This is a genomic window from Kineosporiaceae bacterium SCSIO 59966 (assembly GCA_020881835.1).
Classification (GTDB): Bacteria; Actinomycetota; Actinomycetes; order Actinomycetales; family SCSIO-59966; genus SCSIO-59966.
In genome coordinates, this window is record CP052876.1 from 1,457,368 (window position 1) to 1,481,587 (window position 24,220).

24 protein-coding genes and 1 pseudogene are annotated in these 24,220 nt (G+C 73.2%); 8 read left to right on the top strand and 17 right to left on the bottom strand.

Features of this window, described 5'->3' with window-relative positions:
• Position 1: 1 nt before the first annotated feature.
• Positions 2-1,174 (bottom strand): MFS transporter, encoded by a 1,173-nt coding sequence (locus tag HJG43_06870; GenBank protein ID UER55786.1) that lies wholly within the window; start codon positions 1,172-1,174, stop codon positions 2-4.
• Between the two features lie 156 nt (positions 1,175-1,330).
• On the opposite strand from HJG43_06870, the gene HJG43_06875 reads away from it, so the two are divergent.
• Both HJG43_06875 and HJG43_06880 read left to right on the top strand, forming a co-directional pair.
• Positions 1,331-2,395, top strand: a complete 1,065-nt coding sequence (locus HJG43_06875) for a HoxN/HupN/NixA family nickel/cobalt transporter (protein ID UER55787.1) — start codon at positions 1,331-1,333, stop codon at positions 2,393-2,395.
• A 127-nt stretch (positions 2,396-2,522) separates the two neighbouring features.
• Positions 2,523-5,609, top strand: a complete 3,087-nt coding sequence (locus HJG43_06880; protein UER55788.1) for a beta-phosphoglucomutase family hydrolase — start codon at positions 2,523-2,525, stop codon at positions 5,607-5,609.
• Here HJG43_06880 and HJG43_06885 read toward each other — a convergent pair.
• Positions 5,566-7,188, bottom strand: coding sequence for an AarF/ABC1/UbiB kinase family protein (locus tag HJG43_06885; protein UER54307.1), 1,623 nt, complete (start codon positions 7,186-7,188; stop codon positions 5,566-5,568). The genes HJG43_06880 and HJG43_06885 overlap by 44 nt on opposite strands.
• Positions 7,189-7,196: 8 nt before the next feature.
• The gene (locus HJG43_06890; protein ID UER54308.1) at positions 7,197-7,988 is read right to left on the bottom strand and encodes a cytochrome c biogenesis protein CcdA; all 792 of its coding nucleotides are present in this window, start codon (positions 7,986-7,988) and stop codon (positions 7,197-7,199) included.
• Between the two features lie 123 nt (positions 7,989-8,111).
• Here HJG43_06890 and cadA point away from each other — a divergent pair, with 123 nt between their 5' ends.
• The 3 genes from cadA to HJG43_06905 are packed head-to-tail and all read left to right on the top strand — an operon-like array spanning position 8,112 to position 12,267.
• Positions 8,112-10,607 (top strand): cadmium-translocating P-type ATPase, encoded by a 2,496-nt coding sequence (gene cadA / locus HJG43_06895; GenBank protein ID UER54309.1) that lies wholly within the window; start codon positions 8,112-8,114, stop codon positions 10,605-10,607.
• Positions 10,604-10,981, top strand: coding sequence for a cupredoxin domain-containing protein (locus HJG43_06900; protein ID UER54310.1), 378 nt, complete (start codon positions 10,604-10,606; stop codon positions 10,979-10,981). Before cadA ends, HJG43_06900 begins: the two co-directional genes overlap by 4 nt.
• Before the next feature lie 8 nt (positions 10,982-10,989).
• Positions 10,990-12,267, top strand: coding sequence for a geranylgeranyl reductase family protein (locus tag HJG43_06905; protein ID UER55789.1), 1,278 nt, complete (start codon positions 10,990-10,992; stop codon positions 12,265-12,267).
• A 5-nt stretch (positions 12,268-12,272) separates the two neighbouring features.
• Here the strand turns inward: HJG43_06905 and HJG43_06910 are convergent, their stop codons facing one another.
• From HJG43_06910 to HJG43_06940, 7 genes are all read right to left on the bottom strand, one after another.
• Positions 12,273-12,530, bottom strand: coding sequence for a hypothetical protein (locus tag HJG43_06910; GenBank protein ID UER54311.1), 258 nt, complete (start codon positions 12,528-12,530; stop codon positions 12,273-12,275).
• A gap of 62 nt (positions 12,531-12,592) precedes the next feature.
• Positions 12,593-13,234, bottom strand: a complete 642-nt coding sequence (locus HJG43_06915; GenBank protein UER54312.1) for a DUF305 domain-containing protein — start codon at positions 13,232-13,234, stop codon at positions 12,593-12,595.
• Positions 13,235-13,311: 77 nt separating this feature from the next.
• Positions 13,312-13,695 (bottom strand): hypothetical protein, encoded by a 384-nt coding sequence (locus HJG43_06920; GenBank protein UER54313.1) that lies wholly within the window; start codon positions 13,693-13,695, stop codon positions 13,312-13,314.
• A gap of 2 nt (positions 13,696-13,697) precedes the next feature.
• A complete protein-coding gene (locus HJG43_06925) occupies positions 13,698-14,750 on the bottom strand; it encodes a hypothetical protein (protein UER54314.1) in 1,053 nt (350 codons plus the stop codon).
• Positions 14,751-14,832: 82 nt separating this feature from the next.
• Positions 14,833-15,105: a hypothetical protein gene (locus tag HJG43_06930; GenBank protein UER54315.1), complete on the bottom strand. Its 273-nt coding sequence runs from the start codon at positions 15,103-15,105 to the stop codon at positions 14,833-14,835.
• Positions 15,106-15,267: 162 nt separating this feature from the next.
• Positions 15,268-16,056, bottom strand: a complete 789-nt coding sequence (locus tag HJG43_06935) for a prolipoprotein diacylglyceryl transferase (GenBank protein UER54316.1) — start codon at positions 16,054-16,056, stop codon at positions 15,268-15,270.
• Between the two features lie 21 nt (positions 16,057-16,077).
• The gene (locus HJG43_06940) at positions 16,078-16,425 is read right to left on the bottom strand and encodes a hypothetical protein (protein ID UER54317.1); all 348 of its coding nucleotides are present in this window, start codon (positions 16,423-16,425) and stop codon (positions 16,078-16,080) included.
• 235 nt (positions 16,426-16,660) lie between these two features.
• Here HJG43_06940 and nhaA point away from each other — a divergent pair, with 235 nt between their 5' ends.
• Genes nhaA through HJG43_06955 form a run of 3 tightly spaced genes read left to right on the top strand, consistent with a single transcriptional unit; the run spans position 16,661 to position 19,753 of the window.
• Positions 16,661-18,523 (top strand): Na+/H+ antiporter NhaA, encoded by a 1,863-nt coding sequence (nhaA, locus tag HJG43_06945; GenBank protein ID UER54318.1) that lies wholly within the window; start codon positions 16,661-16,663, stop codon positions 18,521-18,523.
• Positions 18,520-19,128 carry a methyltransferase domain-containing protein gene (locus HJG43_06950; protein ID UER54319.1) on the top strand — a complete coding sequence of 203 codons (609 nt, stop codon included), beginning with the start codon at positions 18,520-18,522 and terminating at the stop codon, positions 19,126-19,128. The genes nhaA and HJG43_06950 overlap by 4 nt, the downstream gene beginning before the upstream one ends.
• A 28-nt stretch (positions 19,129-19,156) precedes the next feature.
• The gene (locus HJG43_06955; GenBank protein UER54320.1) at positions 19,157-19,753 is read left to right on the top strand and encodes a class I SAM-dependent methyltransferase; all 597 of its coding nucleotides are present in this window, start codon (positions 19,157-19,159) and stop codon (positions 19,751-19,753) included.
• Positions 19,754-19,819: 66 nt separating this feature from the next.
• Here HJG43_06955 and HJG43_06960 read toward each other — a convergent pair whose 3' ends face one another.
• The 7 genes and pseudogenes from HJG43_06960 to HJG43_06990 all read right to left on the bottom strand — a co-directional run bounded on the left by HJG43_06960 (position 19,820) and on the right by HJG43_06990 (position 23,978).
• Positions 19,820-19,996: a hypothetical protein gene (locus HJG43_06960; GenBank protein ID UER54321.1), complete on the bottom strand. Its 177-nt coding sequence runs from the start codon at positions 19,994-19,996 to the stop codon at positions 19,820-19,822.
• 82 nt (positions 19,997-20,078) lie between these two features.
• Positions 20,079-21,398 (bottom strand): annotated as a pseudogene (locus HJG43_06965) (hypothetical protein).
• The gene (locus HJG43_06970) at positions 21,395-22,027 is read right to left on the bottom strand and encodes a hypothetical protein (protein UER54322.1); all 633 of its coding nucleotides are present in this window, start codon (positions 22,025-22,027) and stop codon (positions 21,395-21,397) included. The pseudogene HJG43_06965 and the gene HJG43_06970 overlap by 4 nt, the downstream one beginning before the upstream one ends.
• A 73-nt stretch (positions 22,028-22,100) precedes the next feature.
• Positions 22,101-22,268, bottom strand: coding sequence for a hypothetical protein (locus HJG43_06975; GenBank protein UER54323.1), 168 nt, complete (start codon positions 22,266-22,268; stop codon positions 22,101-22,103).
• A 116-nt stretch (positions 22,269-22,384) separates the two neighbouring features.
• Positions 22,385-22,681: a hypothetical protein gene (locus HJG43_06980; protein UER54324.1), complete on the bottom strand. Its 297-nt coding sequence runs from the start codon at positions 22,679-22,681 to the stop codon at positions 22,385-22,387.
• Complete coding sequence (locus tag HJG43_06985; GenBank protein UER54325.1) at positions 22,681-23,754, bottom strand: cytochrome bc complex cytochrome b subunit; 1,074 nt, start codon at positions 23,752-23,754, stop codon at positions 22,681-22,683. Before HJG43_06985 ends, HJG43_06980 begins: the two co-directional genes overlap by 1 nt.
• Positions 23,751-23,978 (bottom strand): hypothetical protein, encoded by a 228-nt coding sequence (locus HJG43_06990; protein UER54326.1) that lies wholly within the window; start codon positions 23,976-23,978, stop codon positions 23,751-23,753. Before HJG43_06990 ends, HJG43_06985 begins: the two co-directional genes overlap by 4 nt.
• Positions 23,979-24,220: the final 242 nt, after the last annotated feature.

The following is a 24,220-nucleotide window of genomic DNA, read 5'->3' on the forward strand; positions in this document are numbered from 1 at the left end:
GTCACGGCTGCGCCCGGAGGCGAGCGGTGAGGCCGAGGGCACCGGCCGCGAGCAGCAGCACGCCGCCAAGGTAGTAGACCGCCTGGATGCCCAGCGTGTCGGCGAGCAGGCCGCCCGCGCCGAGACTGGCCAGCCGGCCGGACTGCCACAGCAGGTCCATGGTGGCGAAGACCCGGCCGCGGAGTCGGTCATGGACCCGTGCCTGAAGCACGGAGCTGAAGGTGACCGAGCCGACGCTGGTGCCGACGCCGTAGACGCTCAGCGCGGCGGCGGCCACGGGGAGCGAGCGCGACGAGGCCAGCACGAGGTCGACGACGCCCCGCACGGCGTAGGGGCCGAACACGAAGGCGGGGCGGGCCGGGTCCGGCACGAACCGGAGGAGGAGCAGCGGGCCGATCGCCGCTCCGATGCCGATGGCTCCGAGCAGCAGCCCGTAGGCGCCGGGGCCGGCGTCCAGGTGCTCGGCGACGAGCACCACGAGGAGCGCGCTGGTGGCTCCCGCGGACAGCGCCGCGAGCAGCTGGCCGAGTGCCAGGGCCCGCAGCATGGGGTCCGTGGCGACCACGTTCGCGCCTTCGCGGGCGTCGGCAACCAGGCGCCGTCGTCCTACCTCCCGGGGCGGCTCCCGGAGCCGGAGGCCGATCAGCACCGCGTCGGACACCAGGTAGGTCACCGAGTCGAGCGCGAAGGCCCACCCCGGCCCGACCGACACGACGAGGCCGCCGGCCGCCGGCGCCAGGACGACCTGGGAGAGCACCGCGGTCGTCCAGATGCCGGAGTTGGCGGCCGGCAGCTGCTCGGGGCGGACCAGCGACGGCAGCACCGACTGCGCGGCCGGGTTGAAGAACACCGACGCGGCGGACATCCCGAACGCAACCGCGTAGACCGTCACCACGTCGCCGTGCCGGAGCGCCAGCACCCCGGCCAGCACGGCACGGACGACGTCACTCACCACCAGGACCGCCACCCGCGGGACGCGGTCCACGAGGACGCCGGCCAGCGGGGCGAGGAGCAGCACCGGCAGGATCTCGGCGACGACGACGCCCGCCACCCCCAGCCCGGATCCGGTGAGCCGGTAGACGACGACCGCGAGGGCGACGAACCGGAACGTGTCGCCCCACTGGCTGACCGTCCGGGCCCCCCACAGCCGGCGGTAGTCCGGCACGGCGAACACAGACCGGAGAGCCGACACCCCGCCATCATCTCCGTCCGGCGACCTTGTTGAGAACTTCTCGCAGGAGAGCGGTACGGTGGGCCCGTGGCCTCGTCGCACGGCAGCCTGCGCTCGCACCTGGCCTTCTCGCGGTCGGAGAGGCGCCGCCTGGTGTCGATCTACGGCGTCGTGCTCGCCCTGCACCTCGCCGGCTTCGGGCTGTTCGCCTACTACGACGGCGAGGCCGGCTCCGGGGGCGGCCTGCTGTACGCGGGTGCGGCGGCGGCCGCGTACGCCCTCGGCGCACGACACGCCTTCGACGCCGACCACATCGCGGCCATCGACGACACCACCAGGTACCTGCTGCAGAAGGGGCAGCGGCCGCTCGGCGCAGGGCTGGCCTTCTCGCTCGGGCACTCCACCGTCGTGCTGGTCCTGTCGGTCGGCGTCGCCGTCGCGACTCAGGCAGCCGTACGGTTCCGTGACGACTTCGCCGACACCGGGGGTCTCATCGGCGCCCTGGTCTCGGGGACGTTCCTCTACCTGATCGCCAGCTTGAACCTCGTCGTCCTCGCCGGGGTGGTCCGGACGTGGCGGGCGGCCCGGTCCGGACGCCACCAGCCGGAGGAGCTGGAGCGGCTCCTGGCCCAGCGCGGGCTGATGAACCGCCTGTTCCGTGGCCGCTACGACCGCCTCGTGGACCGCAGCTGGAAGCTGTACGTCGTCGGCCTGCTGTTCGGGCTCGGGTTCGACACCGCCACCCAGGTGGCGGCGATAGGCCTGGCCGCCGGGGCGGCTGCCGGTGGCACGCTCCCGCCGCTCGCGATCGTCGCGCTGCCGCTGGTGTTCGCCGCCGGCATGAGCCTCATGGACGTCACCGACGGCGTGTTCATGGCCAAGGCGTACTCGTGGGCCTTCACGAACCCGCTGCGCAAGATCTACTACAACATCACGATGACCGGGCTGTCGGTGTTCGTCGCGTTCGGCATCGGCACGGTGCAGATCGCGAACCTGCTCTCGGAGCGGTACGGGCTCACCGACGTCCAGCCGTTCCGGGCGCTGGCGGCTCTGGACCTGACACTGATCGGCGTCCTGGTCGTGGCCACGTTCCTCGTCGGCTGGGTCGGTGCCCTGGTGCTGTGGAAGGTGCGCCGGTACGACGAGCGCTACCCGCCCGGGGCGGCCGAGCCCGACCTGGCGGGGACCCTTCCACCGGCCCCTGACCCCCGGCGGGTCGGTTGAGGAGGCGTCTCGCCGCGATCTCCTATGCGCCATAGTGGCCCTCGTGGAGACGCTGCGTCACCCAGTAGAGCCGGCCTGGACGGCGCCGACCGGAGCCGCCCCGCCGCAGGATGCGGTGATCTTCGACATGGACGGCGTGGTCACGGACACCGCCGGCGTGCACGCCCAGGCGTGGAAGCAGCTGTTCGACGACGTCCTGGCCGATCCGCGCACGGGTCCCGCGGGGGAGCCGTTCGACGTGGACGCCGACTACCGCCGCTACGTGGACGGCCGGTCCCGGGAGGACGGCGTGGCCGCCTTCCTGGCCTCCCGCGGGATCGACGTCCCGCTCGGGACGCCGAAGGACGGACCGTCGGACTGGACCGTGCACGGCCTGGCGGCCCGCAAGAACGAGCTCTACCTCGAGCTCCTCGGCCGGCACGGGGTCAAGGTGTTCGCCGGCACGGTGGACCTGCTGCGCCGGCTGCGTGCCGGCGGTGTGCCGGTCGCCCTGGTGACGGCCAGCCGCAACGCCGAGGCGCTGCTGGCCTCGGCGGACCTGGTCGGGGTCTTCGACGTCGTCGTGGACGGGCAGGTCGCCGCCGACGAGGGGCTGCCCGGCAAGCCTGATCCGGCCATGTTCCTGGAGGCGGCCCGCCGGCTCGGGGTGCCCGCGGCCCGGACCGCCGTGGTCGAGGACGCCACGTCGGGCGTCGAGGCGGCGCGTCGTGGCGGTTTCGGGCTCGTGGTGGGCGTGGCCCGGTCCGGTAACCGGGAGCAGCTCGAGGGCGCCGGGGCGGACGTCGTGGTCGAGGACGTCTCGCAGCTCGACCTGGGCGCCCTGCGGACCGATCCGTGGCTGCTCGTCTACGAGGGGTTCGATCCGGCGCACGAGGGGCATCGGGAGGCGTTGACCGCTCTGGGCAACGGGTACCTGGGTACCCGGGGGGCGGCGCCGGAGCGCTCCGCCGACGGCGTGCACTACCCGGGCACGTACCTCGCCGGGGTGTACAACCGCCTGACGTCGACGGTGCACGGGCGGCAGGTGGAGGACGAGCACCTGGTCAACGCGCCGAACTGGCTGTACCTGGACCTGCGCACCGATGTCGGTCCGTGGTGGTCCGAGGGTGGGCTGACCGGGAGCCACGAACGCCGGGAGCTGGACCTGCGCGGCGGCGTGCTGACACGGCACGCCGTCCTGACGGACCGGGCCGGGCGCCGGCTGAGGCTGACGCAGCGTCGCCTGGTCTCCATGGCCCGTCCCCACCTGGCCTGCATGCAGACCATCCTGGTGCCCGAGGGCTGGAGCGGCCGGGTGGCGGTGGCGTCCGGCGTCGACACCGCCGTCCGCAACGGCAACGTCGCGGAGTACCGGGCTCTGGCGGACCGCCACCTGCGCACGGTGGATACGCAGGAGCGCGGGAACGGCACGTTCCTGGTCGAGGTGGAGACGACCCAGAGCCGAGTCCGCATCGCGACTGCCGTCCGGACGACGGTCGCCGTTGCCGGCGCGGTTCCGCCGCCGGCCTGGAACGCGGGGGAGCGGCCAGCCCACCGGTTCGACCTGCCGCTGCGGGACGGTGAGCCGACCACGATCGAGAAGACCGTAGCGGTGTACACCTCCCGGGACCGGGCGATCTCGTCCGCCGGGCTGGCTGCGATGAGCGAAATAGCCCGCGCACCAGGAGGTTTCGCCGACCTACTGCCCGACCACGACGCCGCGTGGGCGCGACTCTGGCAGCGCTTCGGCATCGACCTGGACGCCGACCGCCAGACGAGGTTGGTGCTCAACCTGCACGTCTTCCACTTGCTCCAGTCGGTGTCGCCGAACACCGCGGACGTCGACGCCGGCGTGCCGGCCCGCGGCCTGCACGGCGAGGGGTACCGAGGTCACGTCTTCTGGGACGAGCTCTTCGTGCTCCCCGTGGTCACCCCGCACCTGCCGTGGGTCGGTCGTGCGCTGCTGGACTACCGGCACCGGCGGCTGGACGCCGCCCGCCGCGCAGCGACCCGGGCCGGGCTCGCGGGCGCCATGTTCCCGTGGCAGAGCGGCAGCGACGGCCGCGAGGAGACCCCGCAGCAGCTGTACAACCTCCGGTCCGGGCGGTGGATGCCGGACAACTCCCGCCGGCAGCGCCACGTCGGGCTCGCGGTGGCGTACAACGCCTGGCAGTACTACCAGGCCACCGGGGACGTCGCTTGGCTGGCGCACCGGGGAGCCGATCTCGTCGTCGAGGTGGCGCGGCTCTTCGCCAGCCTTGCCACGTACGACGCCGCCGACGACCGGTTCCACATCGCCGGCGTGATGGGGCCCGACGAGTACCACGACGGCTACCCGGACGCGCCGGGGCAGGGCTTGCGGGACAACGCGTACACCAACGTGCTCGCGGCCTGGGTCCTCAGCCGAGCCGGTGACGTCCTGGCCCTGACCGAGGGGCACGACTGCGACGAGCTGCGGTCCCGGCTGCGGCTCCGGGACGACGAACCGACCGCGTGGGACCACCTCAGCCGCCGGCTGGCCGTGCCGCTCCACGACGGCGTGGTCAGCCAGTTCGCCGGGTACGAGGACCTCCTCGAGCTGGACTGGGAGGCCTACCGTGCCCGGTACGGCAACATCGGCCGGCTGGACCTCATCCTGGAGGCCGAGGGCGACACCACCAACCGCTACAAGCTCGCCAAGCAGGCCGACGTCCTCATGCTCGTCTACCTGCTGGGGCCCGACGGTGTCCTGGGGGTGCTCGACCAGCTCGGCTACCAGACCTCGCCGGACCTGCTGCCCCGCACCGTCGACTACTACCTCGCCCGCACCGCGCACGGCTCCACCCTGAGCCGGGTCGTCCACGCTTCGGTGCTGGCCCGCATGGACCCGGCGCGCGCGTGGACGACGTTCCGCGAGGCGCTGGCCGCCGACCTGGACGACACGCAGGGCGGGACGACCAGCGAGGGCATCCACCTCGGGGCGATGGCGGGGACGATCGACATCGTCACGCGGTCGTTCGCCGGGGCGCAGCTGCAGGACGGCGTCGTGGCGTTCGACCCGCGGCTGCCGGAGGGGCTGGAGGCGGCGGGCTTCACGCTCGTGCACCGGGGCCAGCGGCTCCGGGTGGACGTCGCCCGGGACCGCCTGGAGGTGTCCGCGGACCCGTGCGTCGCCAACCCGCAGGTCGAGGTCAGGGTCGGGTCCCGGACGCTCACCGTCCCGGGTGGTGGTTGCGAGGCGTTCGCCACGGCGTGACACCGCGTCGGGCGACGACGCCGGCGAGCAGGCCGGCCGCTGCCCCGGCCACCACGGGAGCGATCCGGGCCGGCCGGCGGTCACCGCGCACCGGAGCCCGGTCGTCCGGACGCCGCGCCGCCAGGAGGTCCGGCAGGTGCGGCAGAGCCTCCGGCAGCTCCATCGCCAGGGCGAGGTAGTCCATCCAGCTGGTGCTCCACAGCGCGGCGAGCTCCGCCCGGCCCGGCAGCACGGCGTGCCGCAGGTCGGGCAGCAGCGGACCGGCCAGGTCGGCGAAGCCCAGCGCCGGGTCCACGACGGCCGCCGACGCCTCGAGGTGCACCAGGGCCCGGGCCAGCAGCATCAGCTCGCGGGGGAAGACGATGCCGAAGCGAGAACCCACCCCCAGCTGCCCCAGCAGGAGCCGGGCGACGGAGAAGTCTGCGGGGTTCTGCCCGTACCAGCCTTCCACGAGCTCCGCCAGGGCCGCCCGGAAGGCGCGGACGTCCGCGCCGGGCAGCCGCTCGGAGACGTGCAGCAGCTGGTCGGCCACGGTCTCGTAGTCGCCCCTGACGAGGGCGTACAGCACCATCGCCATCCGTCGGCGCTGGCGGCGGTCGAGCCGTCCGTGCAGACCGAAGTCCAGGAAGCAGACCCGGTTTCCGTCCAGCAGCAGCAGGTTGCCGGGGTGCGGGTCCGCATGGAAGAGGCCGACGTCGAAGATCTGGCGCAGCATCGCCCGGGCCCCGACCTGGAGCAGGCGGTCGGCGTCCAGGCCCGCGGCCTCCAGCTCGGCCCGGGGCGCGAGCCGGCGTCCCCGGGCCAGGTCCGTCGTGAGCACGGTGGCGGTGGTGAGGTCCCAGTGCACCCGCGGCACCACGACGCCGTCGTCGTCGGCGAGGGCCCGAGCCACCGCCATGGCGACCCGGCCCTCGTTGCGGAAGTCCAGCTCGCGGCGGGTGTACTCGGCCAGCTCGCCCACGGCGGCCGTCGGCCGGAACGCCAGCGTGGCGCCGCGGCGCCGCTCCAGTCGGCGAGCCAGCCAGCCCAGCAGGGCGAGGTCCGCCTCGACCCGGTCCTCGATGCCCGGACGCTGCACCTTGACGGCCACCTCGGTGCCGCCCCGCAGCGTCGCGCGGTGGACCTGGGACAGCGACGCCGCGGCGACCGGGGCGGCGTCGAACTCGACGAAGACGTCCTCGACCGGCCGCCCGAGGGCGGCGGCCACGACCTCGCGTGCCCGAGCAGTCGGGAACGGCGGGACGTCGTCCTGCAACGAGCGCAGTGCGTCGGCGTAGGCGGCCGGCAGGTAGTCGGTGCGGGTGGCGAGCAGCTGCCCGACCTTGACGTAGGTGGGACCGAGCCGCCCCAGCACCTCCACCAGCCGTTGCGGTAGCGGCTGGTCCATGTCGACGTGGTGCGGGCAGCTGCGCAGGCCGGTCGAGCAGGCAAGGCGGCACCGCAGCGACACGCAGGCGCCCAGGCCCAGGGCGTCGACCAGCCAACCGAACCCCGAGGACCAGAGCACGGTCGCGACCTCGCTCAGCCGGCCGGCGTGCACGAGCGGGGTCAGCGCGTCACTCAGGCGGCCGGTAGCCATGGTCGCTGCTAGACCGGCGCCACGAAGCCGGCCGTCCACGACTGGACCAGCGCCATGAGCCGTCCCCACACGCCGCTGACCTGGAGGAGCCCGATGACGAGCAGGACGAGGCCGCCGCCTTGCACCAGCCGGTGCGAGTGGCGGCGCAGTGGTGCGTACCACCGGGTGGCGGCGTCCATCGACAGGGCGGCGACGAGGAACGGGACGCCGATGCCCAGGGCGTACACGAAGCTGAGCAGCGCCCCCCGGCCGGCTCCTCCGGTCGTCACGGTCAGCGACAGGACGGCGGCCAGCGTCGGCCCGATGCACGGGGACCAGCCGAGCCCGAAGACGGCCCCGAGCAGTGGGGCACCGGCCAGGCCCGCCCTGGGCCGCCAGTGCACGGTCAGCCGTTGCAGTGCCCGGGAGGTCCCGCTCAGCCCACCGAGCATGATCACGCCCATCACCACGAGGACGACGCCGGCGGCGCGGATCACGAGGTCCTGGTAGCTGACCAGGAAGCGGCCCACGCCCCCGAGCACGGCGCCGTAGGCCGTGAAGACGGCGGCGAAGCCGAGGACGAAGAGCAGGGTGCCGGCCAAGACCCGGATGCGCTGGCTGCGCGGGGGAGCCGCCACCAGGACGCCGCCTCGTTGCCCGTGCGGGACCCGGCCGCCGTCGACGAGCCCCGCCGCGTAGGAGAGGTAGCCCGGCAGGAGGGGAAGGCAGCACGGCGAGAAGAAGGACACCAGACCGGCCAGCAGGGCCAGCAGCGCGGCCAGCAGCAGCGGCCCAGTCGTCACGATCTCGGTCACGCGCACCCGCTCCTCTCCGACGCCAGATAGTAGCCGCCGGAGCGGACGGGACTTTCGACCTATACCCCCCTAGGGTATAGATGCACAAGATGGCGGTGTCCAACCGGAACACTGATCGTGGGTGATGACATGAGCAGGACCACGCTGGACACCAGTGGCGGCGCCGCAACGCGCCGACTGGTGCTGACCCCGCCGGCGACCTCGCCGGCCCAGGCGGACGGGCTCCCGGCGAAGCTCGGCCGACTGCGCGGCGTCACGACGGCCGACCTGGACGCCGGCACGCTGGAGGTGGTCGTCGACCGTGACGAGGTCGTGGTCGACGACCTGCTCTCGGTGTTGGGGGCCGGCGGGATGCGGCCCGAGGTGCGCACGGTGACGGTCCCGAGTTCGCGGGTGCACTGCGAGAACTCGGCGGCGACGGTGGCCGAGGAGCTTCGCCGGCGGCCGGGCGTCGTCTCCGCCCAGGGCGACGCGGCGACCGGCACGGTGGAGGTGACGTTCGTCCCCGGCCTCGCGCAGGAGCAGGAGATCCGGCTGTGGGCCGAGGGCGAGGAGGTGCCGCCGGCGGAGTCTGGGACGTCCGAGGCGCCTGCCGGCGACAGCGCGCTGGGAGAGGCCGAGCGCGAGTACCGCAGGCTCATGCGCAAGTGGTGGTTCGGCGCGGCGGTCGGAGTCCCGACCATGGTGCTGAGCTACCCGTGGCTGTTCCCGGTGCTGCGTGACTGGTTCCCGCGCGGGAGCGACCAGATCCGCCTGCTGTGGGCCGTGATGGGGGTGGCGGCGCTCGCTGTGCTGGTCTACTCGGGCTCCCAGTTCTTCACCGGCGCATGGGGCGCGATCCGCCAGCGGCAGGCGAACATGCACACGCTGATCGCCACCGGCACCAGCATCGCGTGGGTGTACTCCACGGTCGCGGTGATCTGGCCGCAGATCTTCCCCGACGAGTCGATGACCGAGGTGTACTACGACGTCACGGTCGTGGTGGTCGCGCTCGTGGTGCTCGGCCTTGCCCTGGAGGTCAAGGCCCGGGGCCGCTCTTCGGAGGCGATCCGCAAGCTGATCGGCCTGCAGGCCAGGACGGCCCGGGTACTGCGCGACGGGCGGGAGCTCGACATCCCGGTGGACGAGGTGGTCGTCGGCGACCTCGTCGTCGTCCGGCCGGGCGAGAAGGTGCCGGTGGACGGCGAGGTCACCAACGGGTCCTCGGCGCTCGACGAGAGCATGATCACCGGGGAGTCGCTGCCGGTGGCCAAGGGACCGGGCGACGAGGTGATCGGGGCGACGATCAACACGACCGGCGCCTTCACCATGCGCGCCACCAAGGTCGGCTCGGACACCGCGCTGGCACAGATCGTCCGGCTGGTGCAGGACGCCCAGGCCAGCAAGGTGCCGGTGCAGCGGCTGGTCGACATGGTCTCCGGCTACTTCACACCGGCCGTGATGATCCTGGCCATCGTGGGCTTCGTCATCTGGTACGACTTCGGGCCGCAGCCCGCCGCCGCCTACGCGATCGTGGTCGCGGTCACCACGCTGATCATCGCCTGCCCGTGCGCGCTCGGGATGGCCACCCCGATGTCCTTGACGACCGGGGTCGGCAAGGGCGCCGAGCACGGCATCCTCATCCGCTCCGGTGACGCCTTGCAGGTGACGTCGAAGCTCGACGCCGTCGTGCTGGACAAGACCGGGACGATCACGTGGGGCAAGCCGGTGCTCACCGACGTCGTCCCGGCCGGTCTGGACGCCGAGGAGCTGCTCCGGCTCGCCGCCTCGGCCGACAAGGTCTCCGAGCACCCGCTGGCCGCGGCCATCGTGGCCGGAGCCGAGGAGCGGGGCCTGGCCCTGGCCGCGGTCGAGGACTTCGAGGCGGTGCCCGGCCACGGTGTGCGGGCGCGGCTGGAGGGGCAGACCGTGCTGGTCGGCAACCGGCGCCTGCTCGAGGGCGAGGGGATCGACACCGCCGCGCTCGCCGAGCACTGGCAGCGGCTGGCCGACGAGGGGAAGACCCCGGTGTACGTGGGCGCCGACGGCCGGGCCGCCGGCCTGGTGGCCGTCGCCGACACCGTCAAGCCGGACTCGGTCGCGGCGATCGCGCAGCTCAAGGCCCTCGGCCTGGAGGTCGCGATGCTGACCGGTGACAACGAGCGCACGGCACGGGCCATCGCCCGCCAGGTGGGCGTGGACCGGGTGCTCGCCGAGGTGCTGCCGCAGGACAAGTCGGCCGAGGTGCAGAAGCTCCAGCTGGAGGGCAAGAAGGTCGGGATGGTGGGCGACGGCATCAACGACGCCCCGGCCCTGACCCAGGCCGACGTGGGCTTCGCGATCGGCACGGGCACCGACGTGGCGATCGAGGCCGCCGACGTGACCTTGATCTCCGGGAGCCTGAACGGCGTGGTGACGGCGGTCCAGATCTCGAAGGCGACCATGCGCAACGTCTGGCAGAACCTGGCGGGTGCGTTCGGCTACAACATCCTCGGCCTGCCGATCGCCCTCGGCCTGCTGTACCCGTTCTTCGGGATCCTGCTGAGCCCGCTGCTGGCCGCGGCGGCGATGAGCTTCAGCTCCGTCACCGTCATCTCGAACGCCAACCGCCTCAAGCGGTTCACCCCCAAGGAGATCGCGTCATGAGCACCGACCAGATCGTCGTCACCGTCGTCGGAGCACTGCTCGTCGCCGGCATCGTCTGGTTCTTCTGGCTGAAGAAGGCGGCCGGGATCAAGGCGCCGCTGACGTCCAGCGGCTACCAGGAGGTCACGATCCTGGTGAAGGGCGGCTACACCCCCGGCACCATCCGGGTGGAGCGGGGGACGCCGGTGCGGCTGCTGTTCCGCCGGGAGGAGACCAGCCCCTGCTCCGAGCAGGTGGTCCTCGACGCCTTCGGCAAGAACGCCCATCTCCCGGAGGGGCAGCTGGTGCCGGTGGAGTTCCTGCCGAAGGAGCCGGGGGAGTACCCGTTCACCTGCGGCATGGGGATGCTGCGCGGCACCGTGGTCGTCGAGTGACCACGGGCGTGGACCGCGGGGACCGCCGGGCCGACGCCATCGTCGTGGGCGCCGGCCCGGCGGGCTCTGCTGCGGCGTACTACCTCGCGCAGGCCGGCCTCGACGTCCTGCTGCTCGAGAAGTCCCGCTTCCCACGCGAGAAGGTCTGCGGTGACGGCCTCACCCCCCGGGCGGTGCGCGAGCTCGTGGCCATGGGCGTCGACGTGGGCCCAGGCACCGGCTGGGTGCGCAACCGGGGCCTGCGCATCCACGGCGGCGGCGCGTCCCTGCAGCTGGACTGGCCAGAGCTCGCGGCGTTCCCCTCGTTCGGCCTCGTGCGGCCCCGCCTCGACCTGGACGACGTCCTGGCCCGGCGCGCGGCGGCCGCCGGGGCCCGGCTGCACCAGGCGACGGCGGTCACCGGCCCGGTGCTCGACGAGCGCACCGGCCGGGTCGTCGGGGTCACGGCCCGGGACGCCGCGCCCGGCGGTCGGCCGGGTTCGGTGCTGCAGCTGAGGGCGCCGTTGGTAGTCGCCGCCGACGGCGTCGCCGGTCGTCTGGGGCTCGCCCTGGGCCTGGAGCGCCGTCCCGACCGGCCCGTCGGCGTCGCCGTCCGGACCTACGCCACCAGCGCCCGGCACGCGGAGGAGTACCTCGAGACGTGGCTCGACGTGCGAGACCCAGGGGCCGGCGCCGACAGGCTGCTGCCCGGGTACGGCTGGGTCTTCCCGATGGGCGACGGCACCTGCAACGTCGGCGTCGGCATCCTGACCGCCGACGCCAGGTCCCGCGACCTCGACTACCGAACACTGTTGCGCACGTGGACGGAGTCGCTGCCGGGGGACCTCGGTCCGGAGCGCTGGACGTCGGCGGTGCGGGGGGCGGCCCTGGCGGCCGGCTTCAGCCGCTCACCGCAGTACACCCGCGGCCTCCTGCTCGTCGGCGACGCCGCGGGGATGGTGAACCCGTTCAGCGGCGAGGGGATCTCCTACGCGATGGAGTCGGGCCGCCTGGCCGCCGAGATCGCCGTCCAGGCCCTGGCCCGCCCGGCGGCCGCGCGGGACCGCGCGCTGCGGGCCTACCCGCGCGCGCTGGTCGACTCCTACGGCGGTTACTTCGCCCTCGGCCGGCAGTTCGTGCGGCTGATCGACCATCCGGCCGTGATGAGGGTCGCCGTCCGTCGCGGGCTGGGACGGCCCACGCTGATGCGCTTCGTGTTCCGGCTGCTGGCGAACCTCAGCGACCCGCACGGCGACGCCGCCGACCGCGTCGTCGCGGCCATGACCCGCATCGCGCGGTCGGACTGACGGGTTCACGGCGCGAGCCGGCGCCACTGCGCCGCCGTCGCGTCGTCGTAGGAGCGGGTGAACCCGCACAGCCAGGCGACCGGGTCGTCCAGCGCAGCACCGCCCCACCGGGGCTCTCCGCTGACCAGCAGCCGGGTTCCGACGCCATAGGTCAGCGCTTCGTCGCTCGCGCTGTCGACCTGGCCGGACGACGGCATCGCGACGGTGATCCGTGCGGCGTCCCCGCCGCGGAACCACTCGAGCACGCGGAACGTCACCGGCACTGAGACGTCCTTCGTGCGGGCGCGGTTCCCCGGTCGGGGAACCGCGCCCGCACACCGGGGCCTCACAGCGTGGCGAGCAGCTGCTCGATCTCCTCGATCTCGGCCGTCTGGGCGGCGACGACGTCCTCGGCCAGCGCCAGGGCTTCGGCGTTCTCGCCGTCCTGCAGCTGAGCCTCGGCCATCTCGATGGCCCCCCGGTGGTGCTCGACCATGCTCTCCAGGAACATCCGGTCGAACTCCGGACCGGACATGCCGGCCATCTCGTCCATCTGCTCCTCGGACATCTGCCCCGGCATCGGCATGGTCCCCATGTCCATGCCCTCCATGCCCGGCATCTCGACGCCTTCCAGGGACGTGCCCTGCGGCACGTCCCGACCCCACTCCTCGAGCCAGCCGGTCATCGTGTCGATCTCCGGCTGCTGGGCGCTGATCACCCGTTCCGCGAGGGCGCGGACCTCGGCGTTCTGCGTCTTCTCGACGGCGAGCTCGGACATCTCGAGAGCGCCGCGGTGGTGGACGATCATCTGCTGGGCGAAGGCCACGTCGGCGTCGTTGAACGACGCGGTGGTGGCGGCCTCGCCGGCGGTGGTCTCCGGCGCGGTCGTCTCGCCCGCCGTCGTGCCGTCCCCGCCGCCGCAGGCGGCCAGCGTCAGTGCGAGGGCGACGGCGCCGGCCGTGGTCGTCGTGCGCGTGATGGTTGTCATGGTGCTTTCGGTGTTCCCTTCGGTGTCTCGGTTCCATGTGGTTGACGAACGCGGCTGACGAGCCGCCGGACGACGACCTACAGCCGGTACACGCACAGGTGCGTCAGCCTGCCGAAGGAAGGGGGTGCCCGCCGACCGGCGTCCAGCCGGGGGACCGCGGAGCGGCGGGTCGTCAGCCTGCCCGGCCGCAGCGGACCGCGTCTCGCCCGGATCAGGGCGACGGCACCGAGGATCACGGCCAGGCAGACGGACATGGCCACTTGCGAGATCAGCAGCTCTCCGTCGGCGGTGTCGGGGCCCGCGTCCCCGGCAGGTGCCATGCCGACCGGCGCGTGGACGACGCCGGTCCGGTCGGGGGACGACCCGTGGACGGCCAGCGCGCCAAAGACCAGCACGAGCAGCGAGGCGAGCACGAGGACGCCGAGACGTCCGGGCCGCGCGAGGGGCGCCCTTCTCGTCACCGTCACTGCGCCCGTTCGAACCCGGTCCGGAACCCGATGTGGAAGTGATCGTCGTGCACGGCGTTGTCGAACAGCCGACGTACCGGCCCGTCGAGGTCCCATCCCTCCGGTACGCCGACCTCGTCCGCGGGCCCGGGGACGATGAGCTGCTCGAGCATCTGGAAGGCCAGGCTGTCGCGCTTGCCGCGCTGCTGCACCATCGGCACGCCGTCGAGGGCCCAGACGTCGACGGCCCGGCCCCGGGCGTGGTTGCTCACCCGGTCACCGAACCCGTCCACGACGTTGTACGGGTGGCCGTTGCTGATCACGGTGACAGCATACGGCGTCCGCTCGGCCAGCTCGGCCATCGTCGTCAGGACGCGGCCGTCGATCTTGTCCGCGTGGATGTCCCAGCGCCCACTGTCGGGCAGGTCGATCCGAGGGTCGTCCAGCACCCGCGTGGCCGCTGCCGGAAGCCGTTTCGGGCGAGGGACCGGGTCACCGCCGACCGATCCCAGCTCCTCGACCCGCCACTGCCCGTCCACGACGCGCAGGCGCACCTCGATCGTGCGGGTCGCCGCCCGCTCCTCGCCGTCGTCCGCGAGCAGGCGATGACGCACGACCGCCATCACGACGGCGTACGTCGCCCCGCCGCCGAGGGGAACGAGGCCGCCGAGCTGCGGGTAGATCACCTGGCCGCTGGCCTGGGCCTCGGCCACCAGCAGTGGCGCGGCCCGTTCCCGCAGCACCGCCACGTCCAGGGAGGGAGCTGCTACCGGCTGCAGGGCCCGGTCCACGACGCCGACGGGGTCGGCGCCCCGCTGGTAGGTCGTCAGCGCCTCGAGAAAGCGGGAGGCGACGGTCTTGGCGTTGGGGAACACTTCCCCGGGGACCGGCTGGTAGGACGGCACGCTGGGCAGGGCGGTCGGTGTCGCGGTGCCCGTGGTACCCCCGGGACGGCCGGCCGCGCCGCCGCACGCCGCCAGGAGCGAGACCGCGGAGCCGCCGAGCAGCCCGAGCAGGGCGCGCCGGGTCACCGGCCCGCTCGGCGGGCCGTGGGCGTGCCCTGACGTCACCGTGCCTCCTCGTCCCCGTGGTTCCTCGTCCCCGTGGTCCGTCGCGAACCGGCGTCCACCGCTGTGGACGCGACGGCGAAGCTCAGCCGGAGACCTCGACCTCGATCTCCATGCCTCGTCCGCGGTGGTCACCGACAGTGCACCACAACGTGTAGCGACCTTCGCGGAGGCTGACCGTCAGCTGCGCGGTCGCTCCGGGGGCAAGCGTCTCGGTCACCTGCTCGGGCAGCTCCGGCCCGGAGATCGCCAGGTCGTGTGGCACCGACCCGGCGTTGGTGACGCGGAAGGTGTAGTCGCCGGGCGCGAACGACGTGCGCTCGAGGTCGATGGTGAAGTCCCTCTCCGTGACGGTCACGGGCTCACCGGTCGGCGGACTCGTCGCGACGCCCTCCGTGGACGCTCCGCCGCTGCACGACGACGTCGCGAGCAGCGCTGCGGCGAGCGCCCCCGCGCCTCGCGCTCTGGCGGATGACGAAGAAGGCACCATCACCGGGCCATCATCCCCTGCGACGCCGGCTCAGCGAACAGTGGGATCCACCGCGCCGGCGTCAGGTGCTCGGGCGCTCGGTGCCGGCGCCGGACGTCGTCCGGCCTGGCCGACGGCGAGCACCGCGCCGACGGCCACGCTGACCAGCGCCCACAGCTGCGGCTGGGTCAGGCCCCACAGCGCGGGCTCATTGACGCGGAGCAGCTCCACCAGGAACCTGGCGAGTCCGGACAGCGCGAGGTACGCCCCGAACACGGCGACCGGCGTCAGCCGGCGGCCCAGTGCCCACAGGGCCAGCGCGATGACGCCGGCACCGACCGTCTCGTAGAGCGGAGTCGGGTGCACCGGGACGTCGGTCGGGACCACTCCGGCCGGGAAGCGCATCCCCCAGGGCAGGTCGGTGGGGCGTCCGTAGGTGCCGTCACCGGCCAGCAGGCAGCCCAGCCGGCCGATGCCGTACGCAACGGTCAGCGGGACGGCGGCGGCACCGGCGACGACGCCGAGCGGCAGACCGTGTCTGCGGGTGATCACGAGGGCGGCGACGACACCCCCGACCAGGCCGCCGTACCAGGTGAAGCCGGTGCCGCCGAGGTCGTGGAGGGTGATCGTCGGGTACTGCTCGAGCAGGTAGTAGATCTTGGCGCCGACGAAGCCCCAGATCGTGGCCCACCACACCAGGGTGAACGCGGAGTCCTTGGCCAGCCCGGCGCGCTGGAAACTGCGGCCGAGCAGCCACGCCGCGACGAGCGCGGCCGCCGCCTTGCTCACCCCGTAGCTCTGGACGTCCAGACCGAGGAACGAGAACAGGACCGGCTTCACCGAGGTGCCTTCGTGCGGTTCTCAGGCGTCGGCCGCGACGGCAGGCCGGTGCCCGCCGCAGCAGGTGTGCTGCGTCGCCAGCTGGGCCACGACCTCGTAGCGGGTGGCTCGAGGCCCCTCGTCGAGGATCTCGGCCAGACGCTCGTGGATCTGCGCGGCGGCTTCGGAGGAGTGCATCGCGGTCAACGTCGAGGAGTCCTCCAGCTCCACGACCGCGGCGTAGGACCCGTCGTCACCGCGCAGCAGACGTCGCTCGCGCAGACCGGTGACCGTGTCGCGCAGCAGCGCGGTGGACCAGGTGAACCAGTCGCGGAACTCCTCGTCCTTGTCGGCGGGGACGGCGGGGAAACGGGCGATGACGACAAGCACGGAACGCTCCTTCGGTCGACGGTGATGCTGAGTGACCGCCGCACCGGCGGGGTCCGGCGGTCGCCTGGATCGTGTCGCCTGCGCCAGGCAGGACCGGCAGTCGTTCGATGAAGCAACCGTGAAGACGGCGGTGGCGCTGCGGCTTCAGCAACCCTTCAGGGTTCCTCGACGGATGGCCCCGGCGAGTGCTGGAGTCTGTTGTCATCGATTCGACGTGACCGTGGGAGGTGGAGGCGTGACAAGCCAGCGACCGCACCCGCGGCTGAGCTCTCTGGCGCGATTCGTCGAGACCGAGAACACCGGTGCGGTGTTGCTGCTCGTGGCCACGGTGCTGGCTCTGCTGTGGGCGAACTCGCCGTGGGCGGAGGTCTACGAGCGCCTGTGGGGGACCCGGCTGGGAACCCACCTGGGTGGCGGGCACTTCGACCTCGAGCTGCGCGACTGGGTCAACGAGGGCCTGATGGCGGTCTTCTTCTTCGTCGCCGGCCTGGAGATCCGGCGAGAGCTCGACATGGGTGAGTTCCGAGAACGACGGCGTGCCGCCGCGCCGGTGCTGGCCGCCTTGGGCGGCATGGTGGTGCCGGCCCTGCTGTACCTGCTGGTCAACGCCGGCGAGCCGACCGCACGGGGCTGGGCGATCGTGATCGCCACCGATACCGCCTTCGCTCTGGGCGTGCTGAGCCTCAGCCGCGGCGCGACCCCCCAGGCCCGGACGTTCCTGCTCACCCTGGTGGTGGCCGACGACGCAGCAGCCCTCACGGTGATCGCGGTGCTGTTCACGGAGGACCTGTCGCTCGCCTGGCTGGCGGCAGCGGCCGCCCTCCTCGCCGTCGTCCTGGCGCTACGCCGGCTGGACGTCCGACACGGCGCCCCGTACCTCCTCGCCGGCGTCGGCGTGTGGCTGGCCACTCTCGCCTCCGGGGTCCACGGCACGATCGCCGGCGTGGCCCTGGGACTGGTCGCGACCGCGTACCCGCCACGGCGGGAGGGGCTTCGCCGTGCCGCCGTGGTGTGGCAGGCGTTCCGGGTGAACCCCCGGGCCTCGTCCGCCCGCCGGGCCGGTCGGTCGATGACTGCGGCCGTGTCTCCCAACGAGCGCTACCAGCACCTCTTCCACCCGTGGGCCAGCTACGTCGTCGTGCCGTTGTTCGCACTGGCCAACGCGGGGGTCGCCGTGGACGGCGACATGCTGCTCGGAGCCGTCGGCTCGAGCATCACCCTCGGGATCGTCGTCGGGCTCGTCGCTGGCAAGTTGGTCGGGATCGTCAGCGCCAGCTGGCTGACCTCCCGCTCATGGCTCGGCGGGATACCGCTCAGCCTGACGTGGCCCCAGCTCGCGGGCCTCGCGACGGTGGCCGGAATCGGCTTCACCGTCTCCCTCCTCCTGGCCGACATCGCCTTCGCCGGGCCGGAGCTGGCGGAGGCGAAGATCGGGATCCTGACCGCCTCGGCCACGGCGGCAGGGCTCGGCTGGACCTTCCTGCGCGTCGCCGACCGGCTTCCGCCCCGGTGGCACCGGGTCGGCGCGGACTCACGCGTCGCCCCGGTCGTCGACCTGACCGAACCGGTGGACCCCGACGTCGACCATGTGCTCGGCCGGCCCGAGGCCCCGGTCGTCCTGGTCTGGTACGGCGACCTGCAGTGCCCCCACTGCGTGCCCGCCCGGGACGTCGTCCGCCAGCTGCGGCGGGCCTTCGGCGACGACGTGGCGGTCGTCTTCCGCCACCTGCCGCTGACCGACATCCACCCGCAGGCCTTCCTGGCGGCCGAGGCCGCGGAGGCGGCCGCTGCACAGGGCAGGTTCTGGCCGTTCCTGGATGCCCTCTACGACGACCCAGGGGCGCTGGACGCCCCGGGGCTGATGCGGTCGGCGGCTGCCGTCGGCGCAGACCTCGACTGGTTCTCCGCCGACCTCGAAGAGCGTCGCCACGCCTTGCGCGTCGAGCGGGACGTCGCCAGCGCCGACGACAGCGGAGCGGCCGGCACGCCGACCTTCTTCGTCAACGGCCGCCGATACGCTGGCTCCCTGGACGTGCAGGCGTTGAGCGCCGTGGTGCAGCAGGCGCTCACCGGCCCAGCCCGGAAGGAGCAGGTATGACAGTCTCCACCGGCGCCCGCGTCGCCGCGGTCTACGACCGGGTCGCCTCCGTCTACGACCTCTACACCCGGCCCATGGAGGCCATGGGCGGCACGCGGGCCCGTCGCCGCCTGTTCTCCCGCGCCCGCGGACGGGTGCTCGAGCTGGGCATCGGAACCGGTGCGAACGTCCCCTTCTACCCGCCGGACGTCGAGCTGGTCGGAGTGGACATCTCCGGCCGGATGCTCCAGCGGGCACGCCGGCGCGCCCTGCGTGGCAGGGACGTCGCGCTGCAGCGGGCGGACATCGAGCACCTGCCGTACGGGGATGCCAGCTTCGACACGGTGACCGCCGCCTGCGTCTTCTGCTCGGTGGACGACCCCGTGCAGGGTCTGCGGGAGGCCCGTCGGGTCACCCGCCCCGGCGGGTTCGTCCTCCTCTACGAGCACGTGCGCCCGACGAACCCCCTGCTGGCACGGCTCGCGGACGCGACGAGCCCGTGGACGCGCCGCACCTTCGGCCCGGAGCTCAACCGTCGCACGGAGGAGAACGTCGCGGCCGCGGGGATGACCGTGGTCGAGGCGCGCCGCCGCGGCATCTGGCGTGAGCTGGTGGTGGCGCCGTGACCGGACGCCCGGCAGGTGCCCGGTGCTGATGAACCGCGTCGAGACGGCGCTGATGAACAACCCGGTCCGCCGAGCGGTGCAGCGGCGGGTCGAGGTGCCGCTGCTGCGCCGTCTCGGTGGCGTGATGGCCGGCGGGTGCGCGCTCGAGCTGGGGTGCGGGCAGGGCTACGGCCTGAGGCTGATCCTGGAGCAGTTCGGTGCCGACGAGGTGCTCGGCGTCGACGTCGACCCGCACATGCTGCGCCTGGCCGGACGGCGCGCCGCGGGGTACGGCTCCCGGATGCGGCTCTGCCGGGCGTCCGCCAGCGAGCTGCCGCTCGCCGACGCGACGGTCGACGCCGTGTTCGACTTCGGCATCCTGCACCACGTCGAGGACTGGAGGGCCGCGGTGGCGCACGTCCGCCGTGTGCTGCGCCTCGGTGGGCGGTTCTACTTCGAGGAGGTGACCGCCCAGGCACTCGCCCGGCCCAGCTACCGCCGGTTCCTGGAGCACCCCGCCGAGGACCGCTTCAGCGGCGAGACGCTGGCGGCCGAGCTCGAGGCACGCGGGCTGCGCGTCGGCCGGCGGCGGGTCAGCCTCGTCGGAGGCGACTTCGTCGTCGGGGTGGCCGAGCGGCTTCAGTGAACCTTGACCGTAGGCCGGGGGCAATCCTCAGGGATCGTCGGGCACTGTCCTGAGGGAGCGGCGAGCTCACGCCGCGGTCGTCCAGCGGAGGAGCACGACATGGCCCCGAGCAAGACCACTCTGCGGCTGTACCTGGCCGTCGCCGGTGTCGGTGTCGTCCTGTGGCTCGCCGGCGTTCCGGGCGGCACCGTCGTGCCCCTCGCGCTCGTGGGCCTGATGGCCGTCATGCACCTTGGCGGCCACGGGGGGCACGGTGGCCACGGGGGGCACGGTCCGGACGACCGGGCAGGGAAGAAGACCCCGGCCCCTCCGTCGTCCTGAGCCCGGCCGCGGACAGGCCCTCCAAGGCCTGCGCCAGCGGCAGCGGCGACCACGCGCGCCGGGCGGTCGGGAGGGTGTCCAGCGCGCGCGAGTAGCGGCCCAGGGTCGCGATGTCGTGCGGGAACCGCCTGGGGTCCAGCGCGAGCAGCCGCGGCACGGCGCCGTGGCGCCGCACCACCCGCAGCCAGTCCTGCGGGTCGGCGATGCCCTGGGACCGGACGCCGTGCTGGAACAACAGGACGTCGACGTCGCGGTAGGCCGGGCTGGTCTCCAGGTGTTCGTCGAGCGCCTGCAACGCCGGCTGCACCGAGAAGAACGTCCAGAACGGCACGGCGGCGACGTCGATCGTGCGCCACGGGTCGCCGAGCACGAACGACGGCACGAGCAACCGGTCTCCGGCCTCGCCGCGCTCGCGGTACCAGCGCCGGAACACGGTGGCGACGGCGTGGGCGGGTGCCTGCGGTCCGCGGTACGTCAGCCGCACGACGGGGTGCCCGTGCCGGTCGCCCCACCGCTGGACGGCGGCGCCCAGGCCGGGGTGGGCGCCCCATTCCGCCTCGGGCGCCTCGTCGTCCGGGCGCGGCGTGTGCGGCTGGCACAGGTACGCCTCGGGCTGCACCCCGCCTTGCGCGCCGACCTGGAACACGTGCCGCTCTGCCACCCGGACGACGGGCCAGCGGGACTCGTCCTCCACCACCACGACCGGGGCGCCGGGCGCCAGGCAGCGGGTCAGGAAGCGGGAGTACGCCTCGGGCATCTCCTGCCACTTGACCCGGAAGTACGTCATGTGCGCCACCATCAGCTCGTCCTGCACCCGGTCGTGCATGTGATGCAGGGCGACGTCCGGGTTGCGCTCGAGCAGCTGCCCGGCCACCTGCTCGCCGAACCGCAGCGCGTCGTCCGGTCGGGCGGGGTCCCCGGTGCGCGCGACCGGCACGAGGACGGTCCCCGGCAGCCACGGCACCTGGGCCGCGGCCGCCAGGTGGGCCAGGGCGCCGTTGCTCGACCCGATGAGGACGGCGGGGTACCGCCGGGCCGGGTAGCCGGCAGCCAGCCAGTCGGCCACGGCAGCCAGGTCCACGTCGGCGAGACGCTGCGGGGACAGGCCCTCCGAGGCTCCGACCCTGGCGTAGACACGCCGCAGCAGCGCCCAGGGCAGGCGACCGGCGGCTCGTACACCGGTGGCAGCGAGCCGGCTGTGCCCCAGGTGCGAGAACGGCCTCCCCTCCAGTGCGGCCGCCGTGGCGGCGTGCAGGACGGTCGCGGAGTCGAAGGAGGCGACCACCTTCCGGGGCGGCACGCCCCCGGACGACCCGGCCGTCACGACAGCAGGCCCGAGACGACGTCGGCGAACCGCCGCTCGTCCGCGTACGGCCACGAGTGGGTCGCCCCGGGGACGACGACGAGCAGCCCGCCGTGGGCGGCGGCGAGCGCGGCGGCGTAGGCGTGGGAGGTCACGAGGTCGCGCCCCCCGTGCACGACGGTCAACCGGCTGCGGACGGCGGGCAGCACCTCCTCCAGGGGCAACGCCAGCGCCGACCGGACCACCGTGGACAGGCGTCGCGGGCCCGCGCCGATCCAGTCCGGGACCTGGCTGGCAGCCAGCTGGGGCGGCTCCACCCGCCCCGCGCCCAGCCACCGGCCCAGCAGGCCCGGCGTCGTCCGGGCTCTCGGGTCGACGGTGGGGCCGCAGAGCACCAGGTGCCGCACCCCGGCACCGGCCGCCGCGGCGGCGACCGCGGCCGCCTGGGCGCCGACCGAGAGCCCGAGGAGGAGCTCGACCGGACCCGGGCCGATCCGGTGGGCCAGCTCCTCACCGTAGGCCCGCAGGTCGGCCGGCACGCCGGGCTGGCCGGGAGCCGGGAGGAGCTGAGCGCCCAGCCCGCGATCCTGCAGGGCCGTGACCGCGGGCTCGACGTACCGCCGGACCGCCAGGCCGGGGACGACGAGCACGCAGTGGCCGGTCCCCACAGACGTCGACTACCCCGGAGGAGGTGTGAGCATGCCCGTCGACGCCCAGCCGGGGTCATGTGGAGGTGGCGTCCTGGGTACCGGCCTGAGGAGCCGTGCACTCGTGACTGGGCACGGCGCCCCCGGCGCAGTGGGCGCCGCAGTCGACGAGCCAGTTCCACAGCTCAGGCAGCGACAGCCGGGCGTCGTGGAGGACGACCGCCCGCCGGCTGCCAGGGCTCACCGTCACCTTTTGCACCCCGGGTCTGCCGAGCAACAGTCGCTCCGCGGTCTCGGGATCCCCAGCCCACGGCACGCCCCCCAGGTCCAGCACCAGGCGGCAGATCGGCGTCCTCGCCGTCACGTCCTCGCCCCTCGGGTCGAACGGCGGGGCCGGCGCCCCGGCTTCAGCCGGATGTCGGCGTCCTCCAGGCGGCGGCCCAGGTCGAGGTCCGGGGGGCCGTTCAGTGCGCGCAGGATCCGGGCCGCCTGGGTCGTGCTCGCCACCGCGACGACCCCACCGACGAGCAGCACCGTGGCAGCCAGCGGCCCGGCCGGAGCGCCGAGTGCCCAGTACACGGCGCCGGTGGCCAGCACAGCCGTCCCGACCAGTGCCCAGAACCAGCGCCTGGCACGGGGAACGTCGACGCCCCGCATCAGTGGCCCCGTGGGTTGTTGATCCACACGTTGACGGTGATGGCCGCCATCACGAGCAGCACGGCGAGAAGCACGCCCATCGACACCTTGCGCTCGCGCCAGTGCCGGCGCGGGCTGCGGTCGAGGAACGGCACGAGGAACAGCAGGCCGAACGCGGCGGCGATCGCGAAGGCGACGGAGGGGACCCCGAACCACTCCTCGAACGGGAAGAACCACCAGTAGAACCACAGGGGCCGGGTCACTTCGATGCCCTCCACCGGGGTCGGTCCCAGCACGGGCGGCAGCAGCACGGCCAGCGCGGACAGCAGGCCCAGCGCGACGAGCCCGAACGCGCCGACACGCCGGAGGTGATGTGTAAAGGGCTCGGGTTCCTCCCTCTCCGGGCGGGGGATCGACGGGTGGGGCGAGATCTTGTGCCGCTTGACCAGCAGCGCGTGCAGGACGAACAGCACGAGGATCAGCCCCGGCAGGATCACCGCGTGCGCGGTGTACAGCCGGAACAGGATGGGTACCCGTTCGGTGAGGTCTTCGGTGAACCAGACACCGACGCCGCCCAGGAGCTCGGCGACGTCGAGATTGTGCACGAGGGCCTCGAAGCCCTCTTGGTCCCACTTGAGCACCGTGCCCGTGAAGATCGCGAGGTAGGTCAGCAGCAACATCGCCACACCGACGACCCAGTTGCCCTCCCGCGGCTTCTTGAAGGACCCGTGGAGGAACACCCGGAGCATGTGCAGCAGGGCGAGCACGATCATCGCCTGGGCGGCCCAGTAGTGCAGGCCGCGCGCGAAGCCGCCGAGCCACACGTCGGTGACGATGTCCCGCACGGACTGGTTAGCGTCCTGCGGCATCGGGCTGTAGAACTGGCCGAGGTAGATGCCGGTCACCAGCAGGACGACGAACATCGTGGCGGTGAGCCCGCCCAGGCTCCACCCCAGGTTGTTCGCGTGCTCGGGCACCGGGTACTCCAGGGCCCGGATGCCCATCCTCTCGTCGACGGCGTCGACGGCGCGGCGCCAGCGTCCCCGCTGCGCCTGGGTCGGTGCATGCGCAGCACGCGACGTCGTTCCGCTCATGACCGACCTCCCGGTGTGGTGGTGGACGGTGACTCCAGTGCTCCCAGACGACGTAGCTCCCGCACACTGTGGCGGGGTCGGGTCCGCTGTGCCGTCCACAGGCCGAGCGCGATGGCCACCGCCGCCAGGGCAAGCAGGGCGGCGTCCCCGCCGTCGCTGATGCCGCGGGCGTGCTGGAACGGGTCCAGAACGACGGTCGTCCCCGTCTCGAGGCCCGTGGCCATCTCGATCTCGGGCGCCTCCGCCAGCGCGGGTGCCGCCTCGAGGAGCAGTTCCCTGGCCTCGCTCAGACCCTGATTTTTCAGCCGGGTTCGCCCTGCCCGGTTTGTCTTGATCGGATTCGACGATTCCGGGCCCGTTGGGGTCAGCGGTTGAGGCGTCGGCTCGGTCGCTGACTCCGTTGGGTTGCTGTCTGCTGCTGATGAGGGCGTCCGGGGGTGATCAGGGCGCGTGTCATCGCATTGGG

Coding starts and splice junctions, on each gene's coding strand:
- HJG43_06880 (UER55788.1), top strand. CDS start 2,523: ATGGACGGCGTGGTCACGGACACCGCCGGCGTGCACGCCCAGGCGTGG.
- HJG43_06885 (UER54307.1), bottom strand. CDS start 7,188: ATGGCTACCGGCCGCCTGAGTGACGCGCTGACCCCGCTCGTGCACGCC.
- cadA (UER54309.1), top strand. CDS start 8,112: ATGAGCAGGACCACGCTGGACACCAGTGGCGGCGCCGCAACGCGCCGA.
- HJG43_06900 (UER54310.1), top strand. CDS start 10,604: ATGAGCACCGACCAGATCGTCGTCACCGTCGTCGGAGCACTGCTCGTC.
- HJG43_06915 (UER54312.1), bottom strand. CDS start 13,234: ATGACAACCATCACGCGCACGACGACCACGGCCGGCGCCGTCGCCCTC.
- HJG43_06950 (UER54319.1), top strand. CDS start 18,520: ATGACAGTCTCCACCGGCGCCCGCGTCGCCGCGGTCTACGACCGGGTC.
- HJG43_06955 (UER54320.1), top strand. CDS start 19,157: ATGAACCGCGTCGAGACGGCGCTGATGAACAACCCGGTCCGCCGAGCG.
- HJG43_06980 (UER54324.1), bottom strand. CDS start 22,681: ATGCGGGGCGTCGACGTTCCCCGTGCCAGGCGCTGGTTCTGGGCACTG.
- HJG43_06985 (UER54325.1), bottom strand. CDS start 23,754: ATGAGCGGAACGACGTCGCGTGCTGCGCATGCACCGACCCAGGCGCAG.
- HJG43_06990 (UER54326.1), bottom strand. CDS start 23,978: ATGGCCACGGGCCTCGAGACGGGGACGACCGTCGTTCTGGACCCGTTC.